The sequence below is a fragment of the Vibrio brasiliensis LMG 20546 genome, assembly GCF_000189255.1.
Taxonomy (GTDB): domain Bacteria; phylum Pseudomonadota; class Gammaproteobacteria; order Enterobacterales; family Vibrionaceae; genus Vibrio; species Vibrio brasiliensis.
The window spans coordinates 1-22904 of sequence record NZ_AEVS01000116.1; the positions used below are offsets into that span (position 1 = coordinate 1).

The following is a 22904-nucleotide window of genomic DNA, read 5'->3' on the forward strand; positions in this document are numbered from 1 at the left end:
ATTAAACAACCCAGCTTTTTAGCTGGGTTTTGTTTTATCTGGCTTATAGGTAGGAATTTATATTCTTCTATTCTTTTGCCAATAAAAAATCCAGCCGAAGCTGGATTTTTGCATTTAGAGTCATGACTTTTTAAATAGCTCAGGAATTATTTCCTTAGCCTAAAAGCCCCAACGCTGAGTTGGGCGCTTGCTTTGCTTGAGCAAGAACTGAGCTCGAAGCCTGAGTAAGGATCTGAGATTTAGTTAGAGCTGTAGTCTCTTTCGCGAAATCTGTATCCTTGATTCGGCTCTTAGACGCATTCACATTCTCGTTAATGTTGTCTAAGTTGTTGATCGCATGGTTGAAGCGGTTTTGGAATGCACCTAGCTCCGCACGGTGACTATCAACAAATTTAAGCGCAGCGTCAACAATCGCAACTGACTCTTGAGCACCGCCAACAGATGTTACGTCAATTGTGTCGACAGTAACTGCTTTAGCTTCACCAATACCTAGTTCACCCGCTAAGCTACCACCAAACGCCGCAGCACCTTCAACACGGTTGTTGTCAGTGAATAGCTGCAGTTTACCATCTTGGTCTACTGACGCTTTCACAAGGTCTGTTTGACCATTGATGTAAGTAGCCAGTTCTTCGATATCGTCGCCAGCTTTAGCATTGATTGCTACGTTTTGCTCTTGGCCAAACTTGTCAGTCAGAGTGATTGTTAAATCGTTAGCACCGCCCTGAACCGTCCAGTCTTTACCTTGACCATTCGCTGCTACGTAGCTGTTGCCACCCATCATAGCATTATCACTGCGCATGTTATTCATGGTTAGCATGACTGCTTCACCGTTGTCCGCACCAATCTGGAATGACTTCGTTGCGAAAGTGCCGTTTAGTAGCTTGTTACCACCAAATGATGTGGTCTCTGCGATACGGTTTAGCTCATCATTTAGCGCTGTGATCTCTTCTTGAATCGCAACACGCTCAGACTTAGAGTTCGAGCCGTTAGCAGATTGCAGTGAGAGGTCACGCATACGTTGTAAGATGTTGGTCGTTTCATTCATGGCACCTTCTGCTGTTTGTGCCATTGAAATACCATCATTTGCGTTACGAACAGCGACGTCTAAACCTCGGCTTTGCACATTCAAACGGTTAGAGATTTGCAAGCCAGCCGCGTCATCTTTCGCACTGTTGATCTTAAAACCGGATGAAAGTCTTTCCATCGACGCTTGTTGGGCATTTGACGCGCTATTTAAATAGCGTTGTGCAGTCATCGCCGAAACGTTTGTATTTACATTAACCGCCATAGTGGTTCTCCTATTGATTTCCGTAGACCGGAGGTAAAGGTTTCCGACGTCTCGGCAAACCAATTAGTTCTCTCAAAGTAACCTTATTAGCGACGAGTGATTGATTAACTTTAGAGCTATTTGGTCAAATTCTATAAAATTCTGCTGGAAAACCTATATCGATGACAAAGTTGGCAGATATGAGATCAATTGCTAAAGTTTTGCGTATTTCAGCCGATAAACGCAGATTTTTTGCAGGGGGAGATAGCCGAATAGGATGGTATTTTCTTTGGGCAAAAGAAAAGCCCCTTTTCCTTTGAGAGAACCGGGGCTATTTGGTAGCCAATGCCAATATGGAGATCGAGAGAAATGATCACAGCCTGGCTGCCGTGCTACATAAGTGACTCCAGTGATGGAGCAGGTGAGAGAGAGAACTCCATTACCTGATCACCTATGTTTGCCGTCAAACTTTCACTAACCCCACGTCTAGGTTAACGTTAGTGAAAAGGTTGACCACTACTGCAATAGTGTCATTGCAGAGTTTGGCAACTGTTTTGCTTGAGCAAGTATTGAAGTACCCGCTTGTTGCAGAATTTGTGCTTTGGTCATCGCCGTAGTCTCTTTCGCGAAGTCTGTATCGCGGATTCGACTGTTAGATGCTTCAACGTTTTCTTGGATGTTCGCCAAGTTGTTTATGCTGTGGCTTAGACGGTTTTGCTTAGCACCCAAGTCAGCACGTTGTGAATCTACGTACTTAAGTGCTGCGTCAACGATACCAACTGCGTTCTGAGCGCCACCAACTGAACGAACATCAATGTTCTGTACCGTTGTTTGCACACCAGGCCCGCCGTTCAGACCAAGTTCACTAGCAAGACCACCAGAAATATTCAGGTTGCCTTCCAGGTTAGGCTCTGCGGCAAAGATCTGCAGTCTGCCATCCTGATCAACTGACGCTTTAAACTTGTCTGTCTGACCATTGATGTATGTTGCTAGTTCTTCGATGTCATCGCCTTCTTTAGCGATGATATCAAGAGTTATCGCTTCACCATCTTTAGTCGTGAATTCGAATTTTAGATCTTTCGCTGCGGTAGGTACGCCCCAGTCTTTATCTTTTGCTTTTTCAGCGTCAGAGATAAATGTCTGGCCACCCATACGGAAGTCATCCGCACGAACACTGGTTAACCCCATGATGATTGCTTCACCTGAACTCGCACCAATCTGGAATGATGCTTCACCAAACGAACCATTCAGCAATTTACGACCACCAAATGATGTCGTTTCAGCGATACGGTTAAGTTCGTCTTGTAGCGCTGACACTTCTTCGTGTAGTGCCTGACGTTCTGATGCCGAGTTAGTACCGTTAGCAGACTGTAGTGATAAGTCACGGATACGCTGTAGAATCGATGTTGATTCGTTCATCGCACCTTCCGCAGTCTGAGCAATCGAGATACCATCGTTGGCATTACGCATCGCCACATCCAGGCCACGAGACTGAGCCGTTAGTCGGTTCGAGATCTGTAGGCCAGCCGCATCATCTTTTGCACTGTTGATCTGTTGACCAGAAGACAAACGCTCCATCGAGGTATTCAGATCACCTGTTGCTTTATTTAGGTAACGCTGGGCGGTCATCGCCGAAACGTTAGTATTTACTGTAATGGTCATAGTTTGCTCTCCTATTGAGTTCGCAAGTGCTTGCGAAGCGGCCAGCTTTGTCTCATTTGGAAGCACTGACCGTAAATGCCTTGCTAAGCAGACCTTCTGCCTGCTTAAAACTTATTTGTTTAACTCTTAGCTAGTTAATTCAAGTTATGTGCCAACTATAAAAATCAGAGGAATAAATTAATTTCCCTTTAATTATTAGCAACTTAAATAAAGTGAGCGAAATTCATTCGATTTGAACAATTAGCACTCACTGGGTGCGGCAATCGCTTTGCCGCCCTTTTGCCACCTTACTTGCCACTCTTAACGGCAGTAATTCGGTAACAAACCACATCTATCTCGCACTTATGGCATTGCACATAAGGCATTGAGCTTAGATGTAGTTGAATAATGTTAAGTCTTTGGTTTTACCAAACGCCTGTTGCGATGCCTGCAGGGCTCTTGAGTTTTCATTAAACTCGATAATTGCCTCGGCATAATCAAGGTCTTCAAAATTACTCTTCGACTTAGCCAGCGTCATTTTGAAGTCATCATGCTGCTCTTCTTGAATGTCCAGCGTGTTCAATCTTGCACCGACATCAGTACGTGCTTTGTTCAAGTGAATAAACGCAGCATGGAACTCTTGGGTGATCTGGTGTAACTGAGCAGTATTAGACGAATCTGATACCGAACCACGTGACAGCTCCATTGCATCTTGGAAGGTTTCAAAAACGCTAAACGTACGACGTGGCTCGAGTTCAATCTCATCGCCTTTAGTAATCTGACCTTTTACCTGAATCCTCACGCCTTCGTATTGAATGCCCTCAGCGGGATCAAACGTATCCGCTTTAACCACTGAACCATCTCGCTCAAGCTGGTAACCGTATTTGCCTTCCGGCATATCGACAAAGGTTACTTTGTAGCTGGACTGGTCATCAGGGTCGATGTTGATAGCACGCTCTAACAGCAGTTCGGAAGCATCTTTCAGGTTGTACTTAGGCTCGAAGTCACCGAACGGGTTGTCGATTTCCATAAACAGTTTGCTGCCAGGGTCATTAATTGGCATCTCTAAACTATTGGAGATCTTCATCTTGCGCTGATAGTCATCACCGGCGTAAACCACATCACCGTTTCTATCACGGAAGAAAGGCTGATTTTTTGGCTTGGTGCCAGCAAAAATGTAGTTGCCGGATTCATCCTGCACATTAACCAGGTTAAGGAAGTTATTGGAAATCTCTTCAATTTCTCGACGCTTCGCCAGACGGTCTTCTGGAGACAGAGCACCGTTAATCATTTCCATAACCGTGCGCTTGGCTTCATCGGCAAACTCTTCAGCATTAGAAATAATCACTTCATGGTGCTCAAGACGGTTACGAGTCAAGGTAATCGCATCGGTAAACTGACGTAACTGCTCTTTTTGCTGACCGATATTCTGGATGTAGTGTGTCGCCAAAGGATCATCACTGGCTTTCATCAACTTCTTACCAGAAGCCAACTGAGCCTGGTTATGGTGTACCTTGGCTTCAGAACGACGCAAATCATTCTGTACCGACTGATAGTTATGGAAGCTAGAAATACGGTTCATCATTTATGCCTCCTTATCTCAGCGCCAGAATGGTGTTAAAGGTGTCATTGGCCGCCTGCATGATGCGCGACGAAGCCATATATGCTTGCTGAAACTTCATCATGTTTGCCGCTTCTTCATCGAGGTTTACCCCTGAAATAGAAGCAACTCTCTCTTGGGCCGCTTCTTTTTCTAATCGGGAAACATCCGTCAATCGTGAGGCGGTCGACATCTGCAAGCCAACGTCAGTATTGAGGTTGTGATAGATATCCAGAATCGTCGACTCACCATCGTTGAGTTTTTTATCGGTCTGGATATTTTGCATTTTTAGCAAGTTGCCGTTATCACCTTCCGAAGGGACAAGGTTTGCCGTGAACTTGTCATTAGGTAATGCGCCATCGGTCAGTTCAAATGAGGTGCCCTGAACGGTGACTGCGCCTGATGGAGGATAAGCTTGAGGTTGAAGCAGTACATTGCCTTTGGTATCGGTAACGGCAAACTGTTTGCCGTCCGGCGAGATAATGACCTCAAACTCGCGTAAGTCACCTGCCTGGGCAATACTAAACTTCGCCTTACCCTGAGCAAAGGTTGTCGACGCTTCGTAACTTTGCGCGGCAATATCGCTTGGGTCATTGGTTTCCATCTGCATTTGCGCCGCACCACTGCGCGTCGGACGCAACAGAACGCGCTCACCAGACTCAAGGTCTTGACGAATATCGATACGAATCCCATCAAGCGATATCGAGTTATCGACGACCGGAACAATAAACTGCTCACCTGAAGGACGCGTAATGTAGTAGTCGCCGCCGGTGTATTGCAGTGAATACTCACCACCAATCAGTTGGCTGGTGTCTTCAATAAATACCGCGAGCTCTGCTTCAGAATTGGAAGAGGTCACCACGCGAGACTTAGCAACAACCTCAGAGTTAACGTCAGTAAAGATCAAACCACCAATGTTCCCTCTTAAATCAAGACCTTGAGATTGAAGCTTATTCACTTCATAAGAGAATGAGGTAGCCAGCTTTCCCAGCTCATCCATCAATTGAGGGATCTTCTCATCGCGCATCGATAACATCGCACCGATCTTGCCATCGATGTCTTTGGTGGTGATCGCTTTAATGCCCTTACCTTCAATCATCGCCAGACGACGCTGATGAACATCAGGGTAACCATCAATCATCTTCAGCTCACTGGCTTCTGTGCCTGAAACTAAGGTGTGGCCATTACCGATATGGATATTGAAACCTTCAGCATTTTTACGCGGAGTTACCGTGACTTTGGTATATTCTGATAGCTCTGCCACCAGCTTCTCATGGGTATCCATAAGGTCATTATGTGGCCCTGGTGTACGCATCATCAGACGGTGTAAGTCACGAATTTCTAAGGCAAGTTGGTTCACACGCTCAATACCTAAATCGAGCTTTTTGTTGGTCACATCCGACTGACGACGAATGGTCTCATGGAAATCGTTGAGGTTCTGCGTGATTAGGTTGGCTTTTTCCAACACTACTTTACGCGCACCCACATCATTAGGGCTATCCGCAAGAGATTTAACCCCATCAAACCATTCATTGAGGTTCTCAGGGATTTTCTTAGACGCAACGGATGAGAGCATACTAGAGAGCATCTCAAGGTTGCCTTCATCATCGACTTTATGCGCATAGTTGGTAGTAGATACATTGAGTTCATTAACGGCAAACTGATCCCAGGAGCGGCGAACTTTTTCCACGTGCACGCCCATACCATAGGTTTCCCCACCATACTGGCGCGGCATGTTGTGCCTTGTATCACCGACTGACGGCTATAACCCTCTGTATTTACATTAGAGATGTTATGACCTGTGGTGTTTAGTTGTCTCTGAGCCGTCAGTACGCTTTGCGAACCAAGATTCAGAAGATCAGACGCCATATTGCCCCCAAGAAACCTATAAAAATCAGTATTAACTGAACATCTGGGTTAATAAATGCAATATGTGTGCCAAAGCGAGAAGCGAGAAGCGAGAAGCGAGAAGCGAGAAGCGAGAAGCGAGAAGCGAGAAGCGAGAAGCGAGAAGCGAGAAGCGAGAAGCGAGAAGCGAGAAAATCTTGGAAGGTTGACGTGAAGGCGTCAACCTTTTTTCTGCATTTGAGATATAAGTCCCTAGCAAAAACCTCAGTCTTATAGACTTACTCAGCAGCCCAAGAGCGCACCTCTCGAAGGGCGCAGCCCGGTCTAAATTCTCGCAGGACGAAGTCCGTTCTCTAAGGGCGCAGACCTCGAGCTACATCTGATCTATCCGCGCCTTAACACTTAATACCTTATCGGCATAACGCGGATCGGTCGCGTAGCCTGCTTGGTGGATGCCGCGAATAAACTCTTCATTATTGCCACCATGGCGTAGAGCTGTAGTGTAACGTGGGTTTTCGTTAAGGAAACGAACGTAGTCGTTGAAGCTCTCTTCATAGCTTTGATAAGAACGGAAAGCCGCTTGTTCCTTCACTGGTACACCTTGATGATACTCAAGAGTTTGTGTCGCAACGCGATCACCTGCCCAGCTGCGGTCTGCCTTAATATTGAAGAGGTTGTTACTACTGCCAGCAGCGTTATTAATTACTTTCTGGCCCCAGCCAGTTTCAAGCGCAGCCTGAGCAAGAAGCAGCGATGAATCAATGCCAAGTGCACGTGCCGCTTTCTCGGCATACGGCTTCATTGAAGTAACAAACGACTCTGGTGAATCAAATCGGGAAGGCTGTTTTACAGTAGCGATAGGCGCCGTCGGCTCATCCGCTCTTTGTTGACGGATACGATCGACTTTTTCCATCATGGCTTCAAAGTCTGTATTGCGCGCTTTGGCGTTCTGGTTTTCGACACTACCAGATGAGAGTTGTGCAACGATCATGTCTGCTAATCCTAACGAGCCCGATGCACTCAGTTCACTCGACATCTGCTCATCCATCATCTGACGGTAGAACTGTTGATTCTGGCTATCCATTAGTCCAGACTCAAAAGTCGAGTTGGCGTCACGCATTGATTTGAACAGCATGTTAGTAAAGATAGCTTCAAACTGTTTAGCCGCAGCAGTAAGCGCTTCTTTTTCGCTACCTTCATCGCCATCAACTGCCTTTTGACGAAGCTTGTCGAGGCCAGCAATATCATGAATAAAGCCGATGTCGTTGCCGTTATTAATCATGCTCTACTCCTTTAGATAACAATCAGTTGGCCTTCAATGGCGCCAGCCTGTTTGAGTGCTTGCAGGATTGCCATCAGATCTGAAGGCGCAGCACCGACTTCATTGACTGCACGTACCAGGTCATCCAGAGTCAGACCAGGCTCGAACTTAAACATCTTGCCCTGCTCTTCAGTCACCTCGATATCAGTATCAGGTACCACAACGGTCTCACCGCCACCAAAAGCGTTAGGCTGGCTTACGTTAAGGTTTTCCTTGATAGCGACTGTCATACCACCGTGTGTTACAGCAGCAGGTTTCAGACGCACATGTTTACCCACCACAATCGTACCTGTACGTGAGTTAACGATAATCTTGGCAGAGCCCTCTGCCGGATTAAATTCAATATTCTCAATGGCTGAAAGGAAGGCTACTCGCTGGGTCACATCACGTGGAGCACGTACTTTGACTGACGTTGCATCGACAGCTGACGCCATTTGCGGACCAAGGAAGTTGTTTACCGCATCAGCCATACGCTGAGCAGTGGTAAAATCAGATTCAAGCAAGTTAAAGGTAATGTAGTCACCTCGACTGAACGGCGTAGGAATCTCACGTTCAACCATAGCACCATTAGAAATCATGCCTGCTGTTGGGTTGTTGCCAACAATTTTAGAGCCATCAGCACCTGTCGCACTGAAACCGCTAACCACAAGATTGCCCTGTGCAACGGCATAGATTTGCCCGTCGAGACCTTTCAGCATGGTTTGCATCAGAGTACCGCCACGCAGGCTTTTCGCAGAACCAATTGACGATACAGTGACATCAATAGTCTGACCCTGCTTAGAAAAAGCTGGCAGTTCAGCAGTAACAATTACCGCTGCGACGTTTTTACTTTTTGGCTTAGTGCCCGGTGGCATCTGAATACCAAAATTCTGTAGCATGGCGTTAAAGCTTTGATCGGTAAAGGGTGTTGATTCTCCAGTACCCGGTAAACCCGTTACCAGTCCGTAGCCCACCAGTTGGTTACTACGCACACCAGCAACCTGAGCAACGTCTTTAATTCGCGCTGCCTGTGCTGATGTTGCGATAACCAGCAAGCTTGTAATTAGGAGAAACAACTTTTTCATGACCATACCTTTGCTCTAACTCTGTGCCATCTTTGTTTTGGTGCCAAAAAAGCGGCATCAGATGGATTTAGAGAGATACATTAAAGAATCGTGCCAAGAAACCTGGCTCTTGCATATCTTGCTGAGTTCCAGTGCCTGAGTATTGAATTCTTGCGTTTGAGATGCGATTAGACGCAATAGTATTGTCATAATCGATATCATCTGGACGAATCGTACCACTGAGTCGGATATACTCGTCGCCAGTATTTAACGTTAGCCACTTCTCACCGCGAATCACTAAGTTGCCGTTCGCCAATACCTCAATCACTTCGACCGTAATTGAGCCAGAGATGCTGTTACTTTGATTAGCCGCCGCACTGCCGCTAAATGAGTTGTCGTTACTCAGGTTGTAAGAGAAGTTGTAATCGCCAACGTTAAGTTGTTGCCCACCCACTTCTAGCGGATCCATCGACGCATCATTGTTTTTCGATAGATCAGCATCTGAGCTTTTTGCCGCTTTGGTGCTTTCATCCAGAGTGACGGTAATGATGTCACCAATGCCACGAGGTTTTGAGTCATCATACAGGCTGCTGGTCTGGGCAACATTGAACAAAGAGCCAGTTTCAGCAGCATAGTGCTCTGGACGATGTGTAGGGTGAATAGGTGCCCACGCAGGGTCACCAGCAACCGGATCGTTTCTGCCGCGCAATGTATCGATTATGCCAGTACTATCAGCATCCGACTTGTCCCCTTCTACTGCATCTACGGTTGTTGTGCCTTGCACAACATCAGGAGTCTCAACTGGTGGCTCTAGCATGGTACAGCCAGACACGACTGTCAGAGCGAAAAGTGCGATTAAACGATTCATTGCTCTACCCCTAAATTAAAGCTGCTGGTTAACAAAGCTCATCATCTTGTCGACTGCAGAGATGACTTTTGAGTTCATTTCATAAACACGCTGAGCTTCAATCATATTAACCAGCTCTTCGGTTACGTTAACGTTTGATGTTTCTAGCATCGACTGACGGACTTCACCAAAACCATCAAAGCCCGGAACCCCCTCTTGAGGATCACCACTAGCGCCTGTTGGCAGGTACAAGTTTTGACCAATCGGCTCTAAACCACCCGGGTTAACGAAATCAACCGTCGCAATCTGACCAACTACCTGATTGTCTTGTTGGCCACGAACACGCACTGATACTTCACCATCCGTACCGATAGTGACACTGATTGCGTCTTCTGGAATGGCAATCTCAGGCTCTAGAGCATAACCAGCACCTGAAGTAACGATCACACCTTCATCATTAACAGTGAACTGACCATTACGGGTATAACCAATGTTGCCGTCTGGCATCAGGATCTGGAAGAAACCATCACCCTCAATCATCATATCGAGGCTGTTGTTAGTCGTTTGAGTATTACCCTGAGTGTGAACTTTTTGCGTCGCAACCACTTTAGAACCCGCACCTAGCATCAAGCCACTTGGTAGTTCTGTGTTTTGCGATGACTGACCACCTGGCTGATTGATGTTCTGGTAGAACAGGTCTTCAAAAACGGCGCGGCTCTTTTTGTAACCTACCGTTGATGCGTTAGCCAGGTTGTTTGAAATTGTTGAAATATTGGTTTGCTGAGCGTCTAAGCCAGTCTTACTTACCCATAGTGCCGGATGCATAACCTTCTCCTAAAGTCTATTAGCTCATACGAAGCAGAGAATCAGACGCTTTGTCCATATCTTCTGCGGTGCTCATCATTTTCACTTGCATTTCGAACTGACGTTGCAAGTCAATCAGGCTGGTCATCTCGCCAATAGCATTGACGTTACTGCCTTCAATTGCGCCTGTGAGCAGTTTTACATCGGCATCCGCTTCGTATGCCGCATTAGGATCTTTTGCACGGAACAAGCCGTTAACATCTTTGAATAGTGATTGATTATTGGTGCTGGTCAGCTTGATGCGGTCAACGATTTCGATTGCATCGGCAGGTGCGCCCTGAGGAACAACTGAGATGGTACCATCATTGCCAATTTCAACTTTACTGACTGGAATTGGCAGAGTAATTGGCGCGCCTGTTTCACCCAGAACCAGATTGCCATTGCCACTAACAAGCAAGCCATTAACGTCAACCTTAAGGTTACCGTTACGCGTTAGACCTTCTTGACCTGTCTTATCTAGCACTGAGATCCAGCCTTGGCCCTGAATGGTCACATCCAGATCTCTACCAGTGGTGATTACGCTACCTTGTTGGAAATTATGTCCCGGACGCTCTGTCATGCTGAATACACGGCTAGGTAGACCTTCGCCATATGCTTGCATTGAACGAGCTTGCGCCAAATCAGCACGGAAACCCGTGGTACTGACGTTCGCCAGGTTGTTCGCTCTAAGCTGTAGCGCTTGCATATTCTGCTTGGCTCCGCTCATGGCGAGAAACAGTGCACGATCCATAATTTGCTCCAAAAATCACAATTCAGATCAATGAAAGCAACATATGTGCCAATATTTAAAGTCGTTATTTATCAGATAATTAAGCCAAGAGCGGCAAGTGTGAGGAGGTGTATGAGGAAGGTTTTGTCTTCAGCGGCAACAATAGCAAGCTGATCGTTGCCACCAGCTTGCTATACAGATGATTGCCAATGTCGTTAAGAGGAGATTAACGAATCTGCAGGATGTTCTGTTGCGTTTGGTTATGTACTTCCAGCGAACGAGAGTTAGCCTGGAAGTTACGTTGCGCAGAGATCAAATCGACAAGTTCTTGTGTCATATCGATGTTTGATTGCTCCAGAGTACCACTACTGATAGTACCGAAAGAGCCTTTATTCGATTCACCCCAGATCTTATCACCTGAGAACTGAGTCGAATCCCACTGCGTGCCGCCCTTCTTGTCTAGCCCTTGCTCGTTAGCAACTCGAACTAAGGATACACGACCTAAAATGATGTTTTCGCCGTTTGAGTATGTGCCTAGAACACTACCGTTTTCGTCGAAATCAACTTTAGTCAGGAAGCCTGTTGTCGCGCCATCTTCATCGAACTTAGTCAGCTCAAACGGTGCGGCAAACTGTGTCGCATCTTGCAGACCGAAAGACAGAGTCTGGTTTACATCAGCGCCGTTCAGTTCAACAGGGTTAGCACCTGTACCTAACGCTTCAGAAACAATGTTCTGACCGTTGTTCAGGCTTGCAAGCGTACCGTCATTGTTAAACTTCATGGTGTGACCAACATGTCCTGTTGGTGCTGTTGCATCACCGCCTAAAATATTTAGTGGCTTTTCACCAGCACTGTCTGTCACAGTGTAGTAAGTCTGCCATGTATTAGGCTGTGTCTGATCTTTCAGGTAGTACGTCGTCAACTTGTAAGACTGACCCATTGAGTCATAAATCGTCGAAGAAGTTGAACGGTTGTACGTTTCTGGATCGGTATAGTCAAACAGGGCGGGATCTTTCAGCTCACCTCCGGCAGGAAGGTTAACGCCGACTTCAATGTTTGCCGTTTGCTTAGGCTTACCGAACTCTTTTGGAATATTGATAGGTGATGGTTCGTACGAAAGCACATCGCCAGTATCTTTGTTGACTTGGTAACCAAGCAGGAACTCATCATTCGCTGTTACCATGTAGTTATCTTTGTTCAGGTGGAAAGCACCGTTACGCGTTAACTCATTGGTCGTAGGTGAAAGACGATCTTTCGCCACTGCGAAAAAGCCTGTGCCACTGATACGTAGATCCATTGGGTTGTTAGTATAAATACTTGAACCTTCATGGAACTGCTGAGCAACCTTAGCTGCCTGCACACCTTGACCCGGTGTGGTTTTCGCGTGGGTAAACAGTGAATTCGAGTAAACATCGCCGAACTCAGCACGTGACTCTTTAAAGCCAAATGTGTTCGCGTTCGCAATGTTGTTACTGGTTGTGTTCAGATCTAACTGAGCTGCGGATAAACCGCTTAGTGCAACATATGACATTCCAAAATCTCCTATCTAGCTAGCATATCTACTGATTACAGAGTTACGCTTTGCCAACTTCTAGTACTTCAGCAAGTCGAACTGGCGACTCAAAGCCAGCCAGATTGAGTAGTACGTTACCATCGCCTTTACCCAGAAGAACGCTATTGACGTTTGCATAGGTCGAAACCTCAAACTCTTTAGCTTCTCCATCTAGCAAACCAGCTGCTTTCACATTGTATTTGCCAGCCGGCAATGGGTTACCGTTTTGATCTTTGCCGTCCCATACGACTCGGTTATCGCCACCAGGCTTTGAACCAACATCGAAGGTACGAACAAGCTGCCCCATCTGGTCTTCTACCCTCACCATCAAGTTATCGACAGCTTGAGGTAGTTTGACCATGGCAGCCATACTGCCGTCATCATTTTTCACGCCAGCAGCACCAGGGACCAAGACGTCACGTCCTACTAAAGAGGACGCCTGTAGCGCTTGGTTAGATGTCATCGAAGCATTCAGTGTTTCAAACTGATTGTTCATTTTACCGATACCATCAACCGTCGCGAATGACGCCATTTGTGCAATCATCTGGTCATTACTGACCGGCTTAAACGGATCCTGTTGGGCAAGCTGCTTAGTGAGCAAAGATAAGAAGTCTTCTTGCTTAAGATCCTGCTTACCTGTTGTCTCATTCGGCTTGTTCTTGTCCTGAAGCTGTTTAAGCTGATCGATATAGGACAAGCCGCTTTGACCAACATTATTATTAATGCCTCCGGCCATACGTTACCTCCTTATCCCTATTGACCCATCTGCAGCGTACGCAGCAGCATTTGTTTGCTTGCATCTGCTAATTGAACGTTCGTTTGGTAAGAACGTGAAGCAGAAATCATGTTAGCCATTTCTTCCATCACATTGACGTTCGGCTTGTAGATATAGCCTTCGTCGTTTGCGAGTGGGTGATCCGGGTTGTACTCCGCGTTAAGCGGCTTATCACTTTCAACAATACCTAACACTTTCACCGGCACGGTATGGTCGCGGCCATACTTTGCCTTACTTAACTCTGCACCGAACACAGCATGACGCGCCTTGTAAGTATCTTTTGCTGAGCTAGAGATACTGTCCGCGTTAGCCAGGTTGCTCGAGGTAGTATTTAGACGAACAGATTCAGCGCTCATGGCAGAACCAGTTACATTGAATACGTTAAATAAGCTCATCTATCTATTCCCCTTTAATTGCTTTCGTTAAGTTCTTGAATTTACTTCCTAAGAAGTCGAGTGATGCCTGGTGTCTGATTTGGTTTTGCATAAACAAGTTACGCTCTAAATCCACATCGACCGTGTTGCCATCACCGGTATCAGGTTGTGTTGGAAGGCGATACATCACTTCCCCTGTCACCTGGGTAGAGGCAGGTATATGCCGACCATCGGTACGGCTAAGACCAATGCTTGCCTCCGAGGTTGCCGCCTGCAGTGCCTTCTGGAAATCCATTCCTTTCGATTTATAGCCAGGAGTGTTCGCTTGAGCAATGTTGGTGGAAATCACCTCAGCATTGCGCTCACGTACGCCCACCGTGTGTTGGTGGATACCTAATGCGTTGTCAAAAGAAATAGCCATGTTGACCTCTACTCAAAGAACTGACCGTTACTATTAAATATAAAAGCAATTAGCGTACCAACTTTAAAAATTGTTCCACATTCACTTCATGTTTTACTGAGCAATAACCACGCCAACTTTAATTGTTGGTCGCGGCTAAGTGAGATTTTGGAAGTGCTCAAACAAAAGTATACAAGTAACAGTCAGTAAGGTACAAAAAAGCCCAGCACGATGGCTGGGCTTTGGGAAAGGAAATGACACTACTTAAGTTTGTAGATGATGCCTGGGTTACAGCGAACCATCTCAAATCGATCCGTTAAACCGGTTAAAGACTCTGAAGCCCCCAACAGTAAGTACCCTCCTGGGTTTAAACTGTTTGCCATTTGGTTAAGTACTTGCGATTTCATATCCGGAGAGAAATAGATCAACACGTTGCGACAGAAAATGATGTCGAACTTACCTAACAAGGCATAGCTATCCATCAGGTTCTGCGGTCTGAAGTTAACCAGACGTTTAACATTGTCTTTGACCTTCATTCGACCATCGCCAGCGTCTTCAAAGAAGGTGCGGCGACGCTCTGGAGACAGACCACGACCTAGTGCAAGGTTGTCGTATACACCTGCACGGCACATATCAAGCATGCTTGCTGAGATATCTGTCGCGGTAACAGATACGCTCGGTAGCATACCTGGCTTACGCTGTTGAGTCTCAAGGATCGTCATTGCCATAGAATAAGGCTCTTGGCCCGATGAACTTGCCGCAGACCAGATTTTGATTGGTCTTTTATTTGCCGCCGCTTCAGGCAACAACTTATTAGCAAGTACTTCAAATGGATAGGTATCTCGAAACCAAAGCGTCTCATTGGTTGTCATCGCATCAACAGCAGCAACTCGCAATTCACGATTGCGCCCCGTCACTACATCTCTAAGCAGATCAGACAAAGAAGCCAACTTGAATTTAGTAACAAGCGGACTTAGACGACTTCTGACCAAATATTGCTTACTGTCACCAAGGACAATACCGCATTGTGACTCTAAGAAGCGGCTGAAATCACGATATTCTTGATCGCTTATAGTTATTGCTGTCATTAACTTCTCTTTTTATTTTGTAAGTGCAGTTTTCACCGCATTACCAAGCTCATCAGGGTTAAATTTGGCGATAAAAGCGTTTGCCCCTACTCGTTCGACCATAGCTTGGTTAAATACACCACTGAGTGATGAGTGAAGAATAACATAAAGATCTTTAAGATCAGGATGGCGGCGCACTTCTGCAGTTAAAGTATAACCATCCATCTCTGGCATCTCGATATCAGAGATAACCAAAGAGATCTGATCATAAATACTACCGTCTGCTGCCATTTCTACAAGTTTATCATAGGCCTCTTTGCCGTCTTTTACAGCTACGACATCAAACCCTAATGAAGTTATAGCACGTTCTACCTGCTTTCGAGCAACAGTGGAGTCATCCGCAATAAGGATGCGACGTACGATCTCTTTTTCTGTTTCTGCCTGAGCAATTTCCTCACCAATCGAAGAATCCATTGTTTCATCAATAGGCGCGATCTCAGCCAGAATTTTTTCTACATCGAGAATTTCGACTAACTCGTTATCGATATTGGTAACCGCAGTCAGGTAGTTCGCTTTACCGGCACCTTCTGGTGGCGGCAAAATAGCTTCCCAGTGCATATTAATAATGCGTTCGACGGATGTAACCAAAAAGGCTTGGATTGTGCGGTTAAATTCCGCAATCACAACAAACGCCTTCTCAACGTCTGTTGTAGGACGGCCACCAATAGCTAAACTTAAATCAATGACTGAAACTGTATGGCCACGAATATGGGCAACCCCTTTTACAAGAGGGTGTAAGTTTGGCATTGAAGTAAGCTTAGGGCACTGAAGAACCTCTTTTACTTTAAATACGTTAATCCCATAACGCTGACGCCCCATCAGGCGAAAGGTTAGGAGTTCTAATCGGTTTTGACCGACGAGTTGCGTACGCTGATTCACAGAATCAAGAATACCCGTCATAAGCTCATCTCCATCTCAAACTTTCATGCTAAAAAAATGGTAGTCTACTGCAGGCCATGAAAAAACCAGAGGAACAGAATGACATATCCTAAATATCACTTATGCTCATTTTCCATAACTAATTGTAGAGCTTTCTATAAAAAGTTTTGTAAGTCTATCGGCTTTTTATTCTTTTTCTTTAGTTTTTCAGCGACATCCGCGACAGAAAACCAGATTGCACAGATCCAACACGCTGCCGAAGAGTACATTCTCTCTACAATAGAGTGGCCAAACGGCGGAACTTTGCAGGCTAACGCCGCTGACATTGACAGTCGCATCTTTGCCACGGACTGTCCTGCCCCATTACAAAGTTCATCCTCCTCTACCAATCCTAGTGCAAGTAACATCACTGTGCTTATAGAATGTCCTGATGATAACTGGCGAGTGTATGTACCTGTGCGATTAACTCGCACTGGCCCGCAAGTTGTACTGACCAGCGCACTATCTCGTGGCCAACTTATTTCTGGGCAGGATGTCACTATTAGTATGGTAGACTTGCAACGCTTCAGGCGGCAAGGCTTTTCCTCAATTGATGCTGTTATTGGCGCAAAAGCGAAAAAAAATCTTCGTGCCGGAGAAATCTTAGAAGATAGAGATATTTGTGTCGTATGCCGCAACGAAACGGTCACTATTAAGGCTGTTAAATCCGGAATGACGATCACGACAAAAGGCGTCGCGCTAACAGATGGCTCACATGGTGAGCAGATAAGAGTGAAAAATAGTAAATCCAACCGTATAATTGAAGGGCGTGTCACTGGAATTTCTGAAGTTACGGTAATTTTTTAACTGTTTAGAAAAAAAGCTAAAGTTCTTTCCGTGATCGTCGATATTGACAGTACAAGTACTAATTCGCAAAAAGGCTCAACATATGGCAGGTATTGATAATATACGTTCAGGGCAACCTCTCTCGACTTCGACGAGGAACTCGGTACGTAACGACAGCACTCAAACTAGCGGTTCAGATTCCGCAAAGAAGTCTGCTGTCGCGCAAGATGCAGTTTCACTCAGCTCACAAGGTAAGGCGGTGGGAGAGATGCACAACCAAATGGTTAGCCAGCCTAGCTTCGATAAAGCTAAGGTTGCTGCAATTAAAGAAGCTATTGCTAATGGCTCATACTCTGTCGATCCAGAAAAACTCGCTGATAATATGATGAAGTTTGAGAAAGAGCTGGGCGGACTGTAAACCAAGAGATCTCATTAAATGGCAGCACTGCAAGGATTAGTCGAATTCCAATTGAAAAATGCACAAGAGCTCAGTGAAGTACTTGTGTTGGAACAGCACGCCATAGCTAACCGACAATCCAAAGAAATCGAAAGTATTGCCAAACAAAAAATCACTTTGATTGAACAACTTCAGACCACCGACGATCGTATTCGTCGCCACCCTGATGTCGACACTCTTACTACTGATCCAGAGTTGAGCCCTCTGGTTGAGCAGATAAGAACCATCGTAAGTCAGTGTCAGCAAGCCAATGATATTAATGGCCAGGCACTCCAGCGTGCCCAGTTGAGTTTTAATAAACTTAATAACCTGATGAAGCAGTCGCAAGGAAAACTTGGCATGACTTACACTTCTGAAGGGCAAACCAAGAACATCACTACGTTGGGCACCAATATCAAAGCCTAGCGATTAGAAACAGAAAAAAGCGGCAATGATTGCCGCTTTTTTTGTATCAGAGAGAATATAGTCAGTTAGAAAAGAGTTTGCTGTCTTTTTTCAGGTACTTGCTGAACTTCACCATAGTCACGTAACTTGTTCATCTTCTGAATATCAAGACGTAGTTCTGTCACGTAACTGTCGCCAACTTTATAGCTACGTACGACTTCAGCACCGCGAATCACACCATCTACCGCGCCAGAGGTTAGCTCTGTACCCAGGCGTTGATCTTGCAGATCGGCACGACCACTGACACGCATGCCGTAGACTTGCTCAGCCAATTCACGGTAAGCGTCAATCTTAGACGCGCGCATAGCTCGCACTTGCTTCTCTTCCTGGTTGCGTCCCTTCTGTTCACTAATACTGGCGTAGCCAACAGCGGTTAACCAGTCATCAGGGCGCATGGTGCTTAGTGGCTGACAGCCAACCATGACAAACACGACGGCAAGGAGTAATAGCTTTTTCATCTGATCTCCTACGGGCGCAAAATCACAGTATAAGGTTGAGTAATGGTTGGGTCTGAACGAATTAATACACCATCCTGAGTACGAATACTATTAAGGGTATCAAGATCTCGACCGATTCGATCTGCAGGTAAGAAGCCTTGCGCTGTCGCAACGACAACTCGAGACTGCATACCTACTACACGCGCATTAACAATCACACCACCTTCTTGACGAAGCATAGTACCTGTCAGCACATATTGAATATCTTGTTCTTGGGCCAGATCTTTCCAGTCACGACTAAACGCGAAATCACCTTGGTGAGTGACTTGAATCGAACCTGTGGTTTTAAAATCAACGACCTTAAAACCGCGGCGCTGGAACTGGTGAATAAAACCTTCAGAAACGGAATTACCCAACCAGTTGGTCGCATCCATATTTTGCAGGTCGACAAACGAGGTTACGGCAATAGGTGTCCGTGCGGAAACACTGGTATTCGAAATCATAAGGTCTTCAGTCATGCTCTCAACAAAGAAGTCAAGAGTATGACGCGGGCTCTCCATCAGCATAAACTGCGAGCCTGGGTATGGTTCTTTACCATTGTATATTGGGGCATAGGCACAAGCGGTGAGAAACACCACGGGCACTAGCGATAGCCATTTTTTCATTCTCTAATCTCCGATACATTAAGGCTTAAAATGTCGTTTCTTTTAGCTCTCTTCTAAAAGTGGAACATTCCTTGCTTTTCTAACTATGCAACTATTTAGAAAGGCAACGCCTAAATCAGCTAAGATTTAATAAGCAAAAAATGAACCAACTTGGTAATCGAACATGAAAAAATCGCTTCTGATCCTCTTTTCAACCATATACGTTAGCCTGTTTGCTAACACAGCTTTGGCTGGCTGGTATGAAGTGACAGGCACGGCAACTGTGGTCTCTTCTGAAGAGGTCGCCCGTATCCACGCATTAGAAGACGCACTGTATAAAGCAGTACGCTTCTCGGGTGCGGATATCGGCAGCATTTCGAATCTTCGCCCTCTACTGGAAAGCGAACGCAAAGAGTATCAGTTCACCAATAGCGAAGTGCGCTATATCCTGGTCGAAGAACAGAAGACCCGCAAAGGCGTAATGTTCGTTAAGGCAAGAATTGATATTTACCCATCGGCAACGGGTTGCCACGTCGACCAGTACAAGAAGACGTTTTTAGTCGGCAATATCTCCCTTTCCAACCCGGGTCAGGCGGTAATGGGACAGATATATGACGTAGGTGATGACTTTGCTAACGTGATAAACCGCCAGCTCGATCAAGAGTCGACTAACTTCATCTCTGTTGGGACAACCGATTTTGAAATCAGCAAGCGCTATCCAGAGCGCTTAAAGATGATTGCTGAAGATACAGGTGCACAGTACATCATTGGTGGCGTGATCACGGACTTAACCGCGACAATTGAGCAAAACCTGATTAAAGATGATGTCATCAATCGCCAGTTCGCCCTTGAGATGACAGTATTTGATGGCAAAACAGGTAATGAAGTCTACAACAGAAACTACCGCGAAGTGGCACGCTGGCCTTTTGCGAAAACCAGTCAGGTCGATACTAAAAGCGCGCGTTTTTGGGCATCGACTTATGGCGATATGATGCTGCGCGTAAGCCGTAACATCATGCTCGACCTTGAGTCTGAAGTATCTTGCAAGATCACCTTGCCTGAAGTAGTGGCTAAATGGGGCAACACCATCACTATGGATCTCGGCAGAGTTCATGGCGTTGAACCAGGCGACAAACTGCAGCTATGGCATACAGGCTCGTTCATCGACCAGCGCGGTTTACCCCGCAATAAAGTCACTGAGACTGACATCACTTTGACTGTGTCACGCGTATACGAAAACGAAGCTGAGTTGACCATAGACCAAGCCGAGCTCGCAGGCAGTATCCAAATTGGCGACGTGATGCACAAGTTGTTGTAATCACACTATTTTACTCTTAACTTCTGAAATGAATTCAGTATCATAGAGATAGGCTCCCGTGGCACAGCTGGATAGCGCGATCCCCTCCTAAGGGATAGGTCACAGGTTCGAATCCTGTCGGGAGCGCCATATTTAAAAGGGCTAGGAAGTTAGCAACCACTAGCCCACCTTCACTTCAAACCCTCATTTAGTCTAACAATTAGTCAAACAAGCTCCCACCTACCACTACCAATGCCATCAAGTACATATCAATACAATTAGGCACATATCAGCTCAGATAAAACCACACTTAACGGTATTCGCGGCATTTGGCTAATTTTATGACTTAACCTGCAAGTTCATGAAATAACAATGGCTAAGGCACCATCGTCGCCCTAGCCTAAAGCTTTCTGAAATTGACACAGGTAGCCACAAAACTATGCACCATACCAATCCACCAGAAGACTGGCTCAAGACTGAAAATACAAAACTTAGAGAAGCACATAGCAGCGAGATAACTGAAAACCAAGATCATGGCTCACGATGGGCGGCAGTTCAGTTAATGTACAAAGGGGACAAAGTGTTGGAAGACAGTTCCAACGAAAATCGAGAAGAAATTGCTCAAGTCTTTTATGACGCTGCAGAACGTCTAATCCAAATACAAGCCAGTAGCTGTCCTCCCCCAGCAGAAAGGCTAGCTAATCCTGAATTGACCAATCATCTTCCTAAATTCGAAGAAAGACGTGCGCAATACACTTCTCTTACTCAACGATATTCGGACATCAGGCTGACCATAGAAGAGCGAGATGGCAAGAGTGTTATTGAAGCGCCAAATCCATTACTTTTCGAGCCGCAAGCTGTCGATTTACGCCGCTATTACCAGTCTGAAATACTGCACAATGTATATAAGTCATTGAAGTGGTCCGTAGTTGCTCTGTTGCTCACGGCGGACGTAATCCGCACGAACCGCAGGTATTCACAACGACAAGCTCTGGCATATCCGTATCATAAGCTCGCAGTAGATACACTGCACACCATCAAAGAATGCAAAAACGACCAAGATGGTACTACAGAAGCTGATATCAGAGACCGCAACAGGCTTATCGACAAGAAAGTAAAGGCTATGCTAGGTGTATTCTGGACCACACAAGGCTTACTTCCTGTTCATGGAAAACGCCCCATGTATAGCAAAAGTGACCTCAATGATATCTTTGAGCTAGAACAGACAGTTATCGACTGGGAACTGGAAGAAGGGATTCTCACTATAGAGGACAGCAAACTTCAAAATGAACTGTGCAAGCGCGTCTTAAACAGGACGGGATATGATACGGCAACTATCAGAAAGTACCACCAGCAATGGAAAGATCGCAAACAAGAAGAGGTTGCTAAGAACAACAATATCATTATGGAAAACAAGCAATTGGCTGTCGAACATGAGCAAGAAATGGAGACAGTAATTCGCGACGATTTTGGGCGTAACAACTAAATATGGTTGATCCAAGTACCCATATAACTTGGATCAGTACCCATCTGGATAATGGGGTTCATTCGATAACGTTCCTAACCAGGAGATTTCAAATGGAACCATTAGTCACGCTAAATGAACTAGCTCGTCTATTGAACAAATCTAAAGTAACCATCTGGCGTTGGTGGGCAAAAGACAAAATCTTGCCACCGCCTATCCAGTACAAAGGTCGAACTCTGGGTTGGAAAAAAGAGACCATAGAGAAATGGCTACTTGAGCAATAATATGTGTTCTCGTGAAAGTTCGTTTTAGGACCTAAAGTGCGCTGATAGAAAATAGCCTAAATTACCCATGTAATTCTAACGCTTTATCTATCAGTGGCGCTTTAGCCTCTGGGCTATCCAAGTGACTTAACAACCTCCACAACTGCAGGATATTTATATTATCCTCGCAATTTACATACCTAAAACCATCATGACCAAAGACTATACCAATTGCGAATACGTCAACTTGTCAGGCCAGCAGTGGCGAGTAAATGCCGGAGGTATGTATTTCGTTGATAAGATATTTATGCGTAAGTGGTACAGGCAGATGGAAGTCATGCTTAACACCTACAGTCAAGTTAATGTGGTGTTTTTCAACTTAACACTCCCCAAAGGAACAGACTACCCATCGAACAAGGTAATATCTTCATTCATCAATAAGACCAAAAGGCTACTGAGCACCAGCCCTTATCGGCTAAAGAAAGTTGGCTATGTCTGGGCTCGAGAGCAAGAAACATCTGACACACCACATTATCACGTTGCCCTTATGCTTGATGAATCACGTGTACACTACCCAAGTAAATTGCTTGAGAGACTAGCAGCTATCTGGAAAGAGGTTTCTTTCGGTGGCTACATGCAGAGAGTATCAAACTGCTATTACATTGTTTCTCGCGGCGATCAGGGTTCTCTGGGCCATGCCATCTATCGAATATCCTACTTAGGTAAACTAAGGGGAAAAGGAAGGCGTCCGAACAATACAAATGATTACTCGATGAGCCGGCTGACAGAATTGACGAAAAGGAAGACTTAAGTTATAGATAAAAC

At 45.6% G+C, this 22904-nt stretch carries 23 protein-coding genes, 1 tRNA gene and 1 pseudogene; 8 read left to right on the top strand and 17 right to left on the bottom strand.

Annotated features, from left to right (window positions below; genetic code table 11):
• Window positions 1–154: 154 nt before the first annotated feature.
• The 15 genes and pseudogenes from RH46_RS21115 to RH46_RS21185 all read right to left on the bottom strand — a co-directional run bounded on the left by RH46_RS21115 (window position 155) and on the right by RH46_RS21185 (window position 16268).
• Window positions 155–1288: a flagellin gene (locus RH46_RS21115; protein ID WP_006881561.1), complete on the bottom strand. Its 1134-nt coding sequence runs from the start codon at window positions 1286–1288 to the stop codon at window positions 155–157.
• A gap of 495 nt (window positions 1289–1783) precedes the next feature.
• A complete protein-coding gene (locus tag RH46_RS21120; protein ID WP_006881563.1) occupies window positions 1784–2929 on the bottom strand; it encodes a flagellin in 1146 nt (381 codons plus the stop codon).
• Window positions 2930–3299: 370 nt separating this feature from the next.
• On the bottom strand, window positions 3300–4493 hold the full coding sequence (gene flgL / locus RH46_RS21125; RefSeq protein ID WP_006881564.1) for a flagellar hook-associated protein FlgL: 1194 nt from the start codon (window positions 4491–4493) through the stop codon (window positions 3300–3302).
• Window positions 4494–4503: 10 nt separating this feature from the next.
• Window positions 4504–6377: pseudogene (gene flgK / locus RH46_RS21130) on the bottom strand (flagellar hook-associated protein FlgK).
• A 352-nt stretch (window positions 6378–6729) separates the two neighbouring features.
• Window positions 6730–7638: a flagellar assembly peptidoglycan hydrolase FlgJ gene (gene flgJ / locus RH46_RS21135; protein WP_006881566.1), complete on the bottom strand. Its 909-nt coding sequence runs from the start codon at window positions 7636–7638 to the stop codon at window positions 6730–6732.
• Window positions 7639–7649: 11 nt separating this feature from the next.
• Window positions 7650–8741, bottom strand: a complete 1092-nt coding sequence (locus tag RH46_RS21140) for a flagellar basal body P-ring protein FlgI (protein WP_040896449.1) — start codon at window positions 8739–8741, stop codon at window positions 7650–7652.
• Between the two features lie 67 nt (window positions 8742–8808).
• The gene (gene flgH / locus RH46_RS21145; RefSeq protein WP_006881568.1) at window positions 8809–9588 is read right to left on the bottom strand and encodes a flagellar basal body L-ring protein FlgH; all 780 of its coding nucleotides are present in this window, start codon (window positions 9586–9588) and stop codon (window positions 8809–8811) included.
• A gap of 15 nt (window positions 9589–9603) precedes the next feature.
• Entirely contained in the window at window positions 9604–10392 is a 789-nt protein-coding gene (gene flgG, locus RH46_RS21150) for a flagellar basal-body rod protein FlgG (RefSeq protein WP_006881569.1), read from the bottom strand.
• 19 nt (window positions 10393–10411) lie between these two features.
• On the bottom strand, window positions 10412–11161 hold the full coding sequence (gene flgF, locus RH46_RS21155) for a flagellar basal-body rod protein FlgF (RefSeq protein WP_006881570.1): 750 nt from the start codon (window positions 11159–11161) through the stop codon (window positions 10412–10414).
• 205 nt (window positions 11162–11366) lie between these two features.
• On the bottom strand, window positions 11367–12671 hold the full coding sequence (flgE, locus tag RH46_RS21160) for a flagellar hook protein FlgE (protein ID WP_006881571.1): 1305 nt from the start codon (window positions 12669–12671) through the stop codon (window positions 11367–11369).
• Window positions 12672–12714: 43 nt separating this feature from the next.
• Entirely contained in the window at window positions 12715–13428 is a 714-nt protein-coding gene (gene flgD / locus RH46_RS21165) for a flagellar hook assembly protein FlgD (protein WP_006881572.1), read from the bottom strand.
• A gap of 17 nt (window positions 13429–13445) precedes the next feature.
• Window positions 13446–13862, bottom strand: a complete 417-nt coding sequence (gene flgC / locus RH46_RS21170; RefSeq protein WP_006881573.1) for a flagellar basal body rod protein FlgC — start codon at window positions 13860–13862, stop codon at window positions 13446–13448.
• A gap of 4 nt (window positions 13863–13866) precedes the next feature.
• Window positions 13867–14262, bottom strand: a complete 396-nt coding sequence (gene flgB, locus RH46_RS21175) for a flagellar basal body rod protein FlgB (protein WP_006881574.1) — start codon at window positions 14260–14262, stop codon at window positions 13867–13869.
• A 239-nt stretch (window positions 14263–14501) separates the two neighbouring features.
• On the bottom strand, window positions 14502–15329 hold the full coding sequence (locus tag RH46_RS21180) for a protein-glutamate O-methyltransferase (RefSeq protein ID WP_006881575.1): 828 nt from the start codon (window positions 15327–15329) through the stop codon (window positions 14502–14504).
• 12 nt (window positions 15330–15341) lie between these two features.
• On the bottom strand, window positions 15342–16268 hold the full coding sequence (locus tag RH46_RS21185) for a chemotaxis protein CheV (protein ID WP_006881576.1): 927 nt from the start codon (window positions 16266–16268) through the stop codon (window positions 15342–15344).
• Window positions 16269–16346: 78 nt separating this feature from the next.
• On the opposite strand from RH46_RS21185, the gene flgA reads away from it, so the two are divergent.
• The 3 genes from flgA (at window position 16347) to RH46_RS21200 (ending at window position 17934) form a co-directional block, all read left to right on the top strand.
• Entirely contained in the window at window positions 16347–17093 is a 747-nt protein-coding gene (gene flgA, locus RH46_RS21190; RefSeq protein ID WP_006881577.1) for a flagellar basal body P-ring formation chaperone FlgA, read from the top strand.
• 82 nt (window positions 17094–17175) lie between these two features.
• The gene (flgM, locus tag RH46_RS21195) at window positions 17176–17490 is read left to right on the top strand and encodes a flagellar biosynthesis anti-sigma factor FlgM (RefSeq protein WP_006881578.1); all 315 of its coding nucleotides are present in this window, start codon (window positions 17176–17178) and stop codon (window positions 17488–17490) included.
• 18 nt (window positions 17491–17508) lie between these two features.
• Complete coding sequence (locus RH46_RS21200; RefSeq protein WP_006881579.1) at window positions 17509–17934, top strand: flagella synthesis protein FlgN; 426 nt, start codon at window positions 17509–17511, stop codon at window positions 17932–17934.
• Window positions 17935–17999: 65 nt separating this feature from the next.
• On the opposite strand, the gene flgP is transcribed toward RH46_RS21200, so the two are convergent.
• Window positions 18000–18431: a flagellar assembly lipoprotein FlgP gene (flgP, locus tag RH46_RS21205; RefSeq protein WP_006881580.1), complete on the bottom strand. Its 432-nt coding sequence runs from the start codon at window positions 18429–18431 to the stop codon at window positions 18000–18002.
• Between the two features lie 8 nt (window positions 18432–18439).
• Window positions 18440–19075, bottom strand: a complete 636-nt coding sequence (locus RH46_RS21210) for a FlgO family outer membrane protein (protein WP_006881581.1) — start codon at window positions 19073–19075, stop codon at window positions 18440–18442.
• Window positions 19076–19238: 163 nt separating this feature from the next.
• Here RH46_RS21210 and RH46_RS21215 point away from each other — a divergent pair, with 163 nt between their 5' ends.
• From RH46_RS21215 to RH46_RS21235, 5 genes are all read left to right on the top strand, one after another.
• Window positions 19239–20372, top strand: a complete 1134-nt coding sequence (locus RH46_RS21215) for a flagellar assembly protein FlgT (RefSeq protein WP_006881582.1) — start codon at window positions 19239–19241, stop codon at window positions 20370–20372.
• A gap of 52 nt (window positions 20373–20424) precedes the next feature.
• Window positions 20425–20501: transfer RNA gene (locus RH46_RS21220), tRNA-Arg, on the top strand.
• Window positions 20502–20790: 289 nt separating this feature from the next.
• On the top strand, window positions 20791–21837 hold the full coding sequence (locus tag RH46_RS21225; protein WP_006881583.1) for a hypothetical protein: 1047 nt from the start codon (window positions 20791–20793) through the stop codon (window positions 21835–21837).
• A 92-nt stretch (window positions 21838–21929) separates the two neighbouring features.
• On the top strand, window positions 21930–22100 hold the full coding sequence (locus RH46_RS21230) for a helix-turn-helix transcriptional regulator (RefSeq protein ID WP_006881584.1): 171 nt from the start codon (window positions 21930–21932) through the stop codon (window positions 22098–22100).
• A gap of 190 nt (window positions 22101–22290) precedes the next feature.
• Complete coding sequence (locus RH46_RS21235; RefSeq protein ID WP_083810795.1) at window positions 22291–22890, top strand: YagK/YfjJ domain-containing protein; 600 nt, start codon at window positions 22291–22293, stop codon at window positions 22888–22890.
• The last annotated feature ends 14 nt before the right edge of the window (window positions 22891–22904 follow it).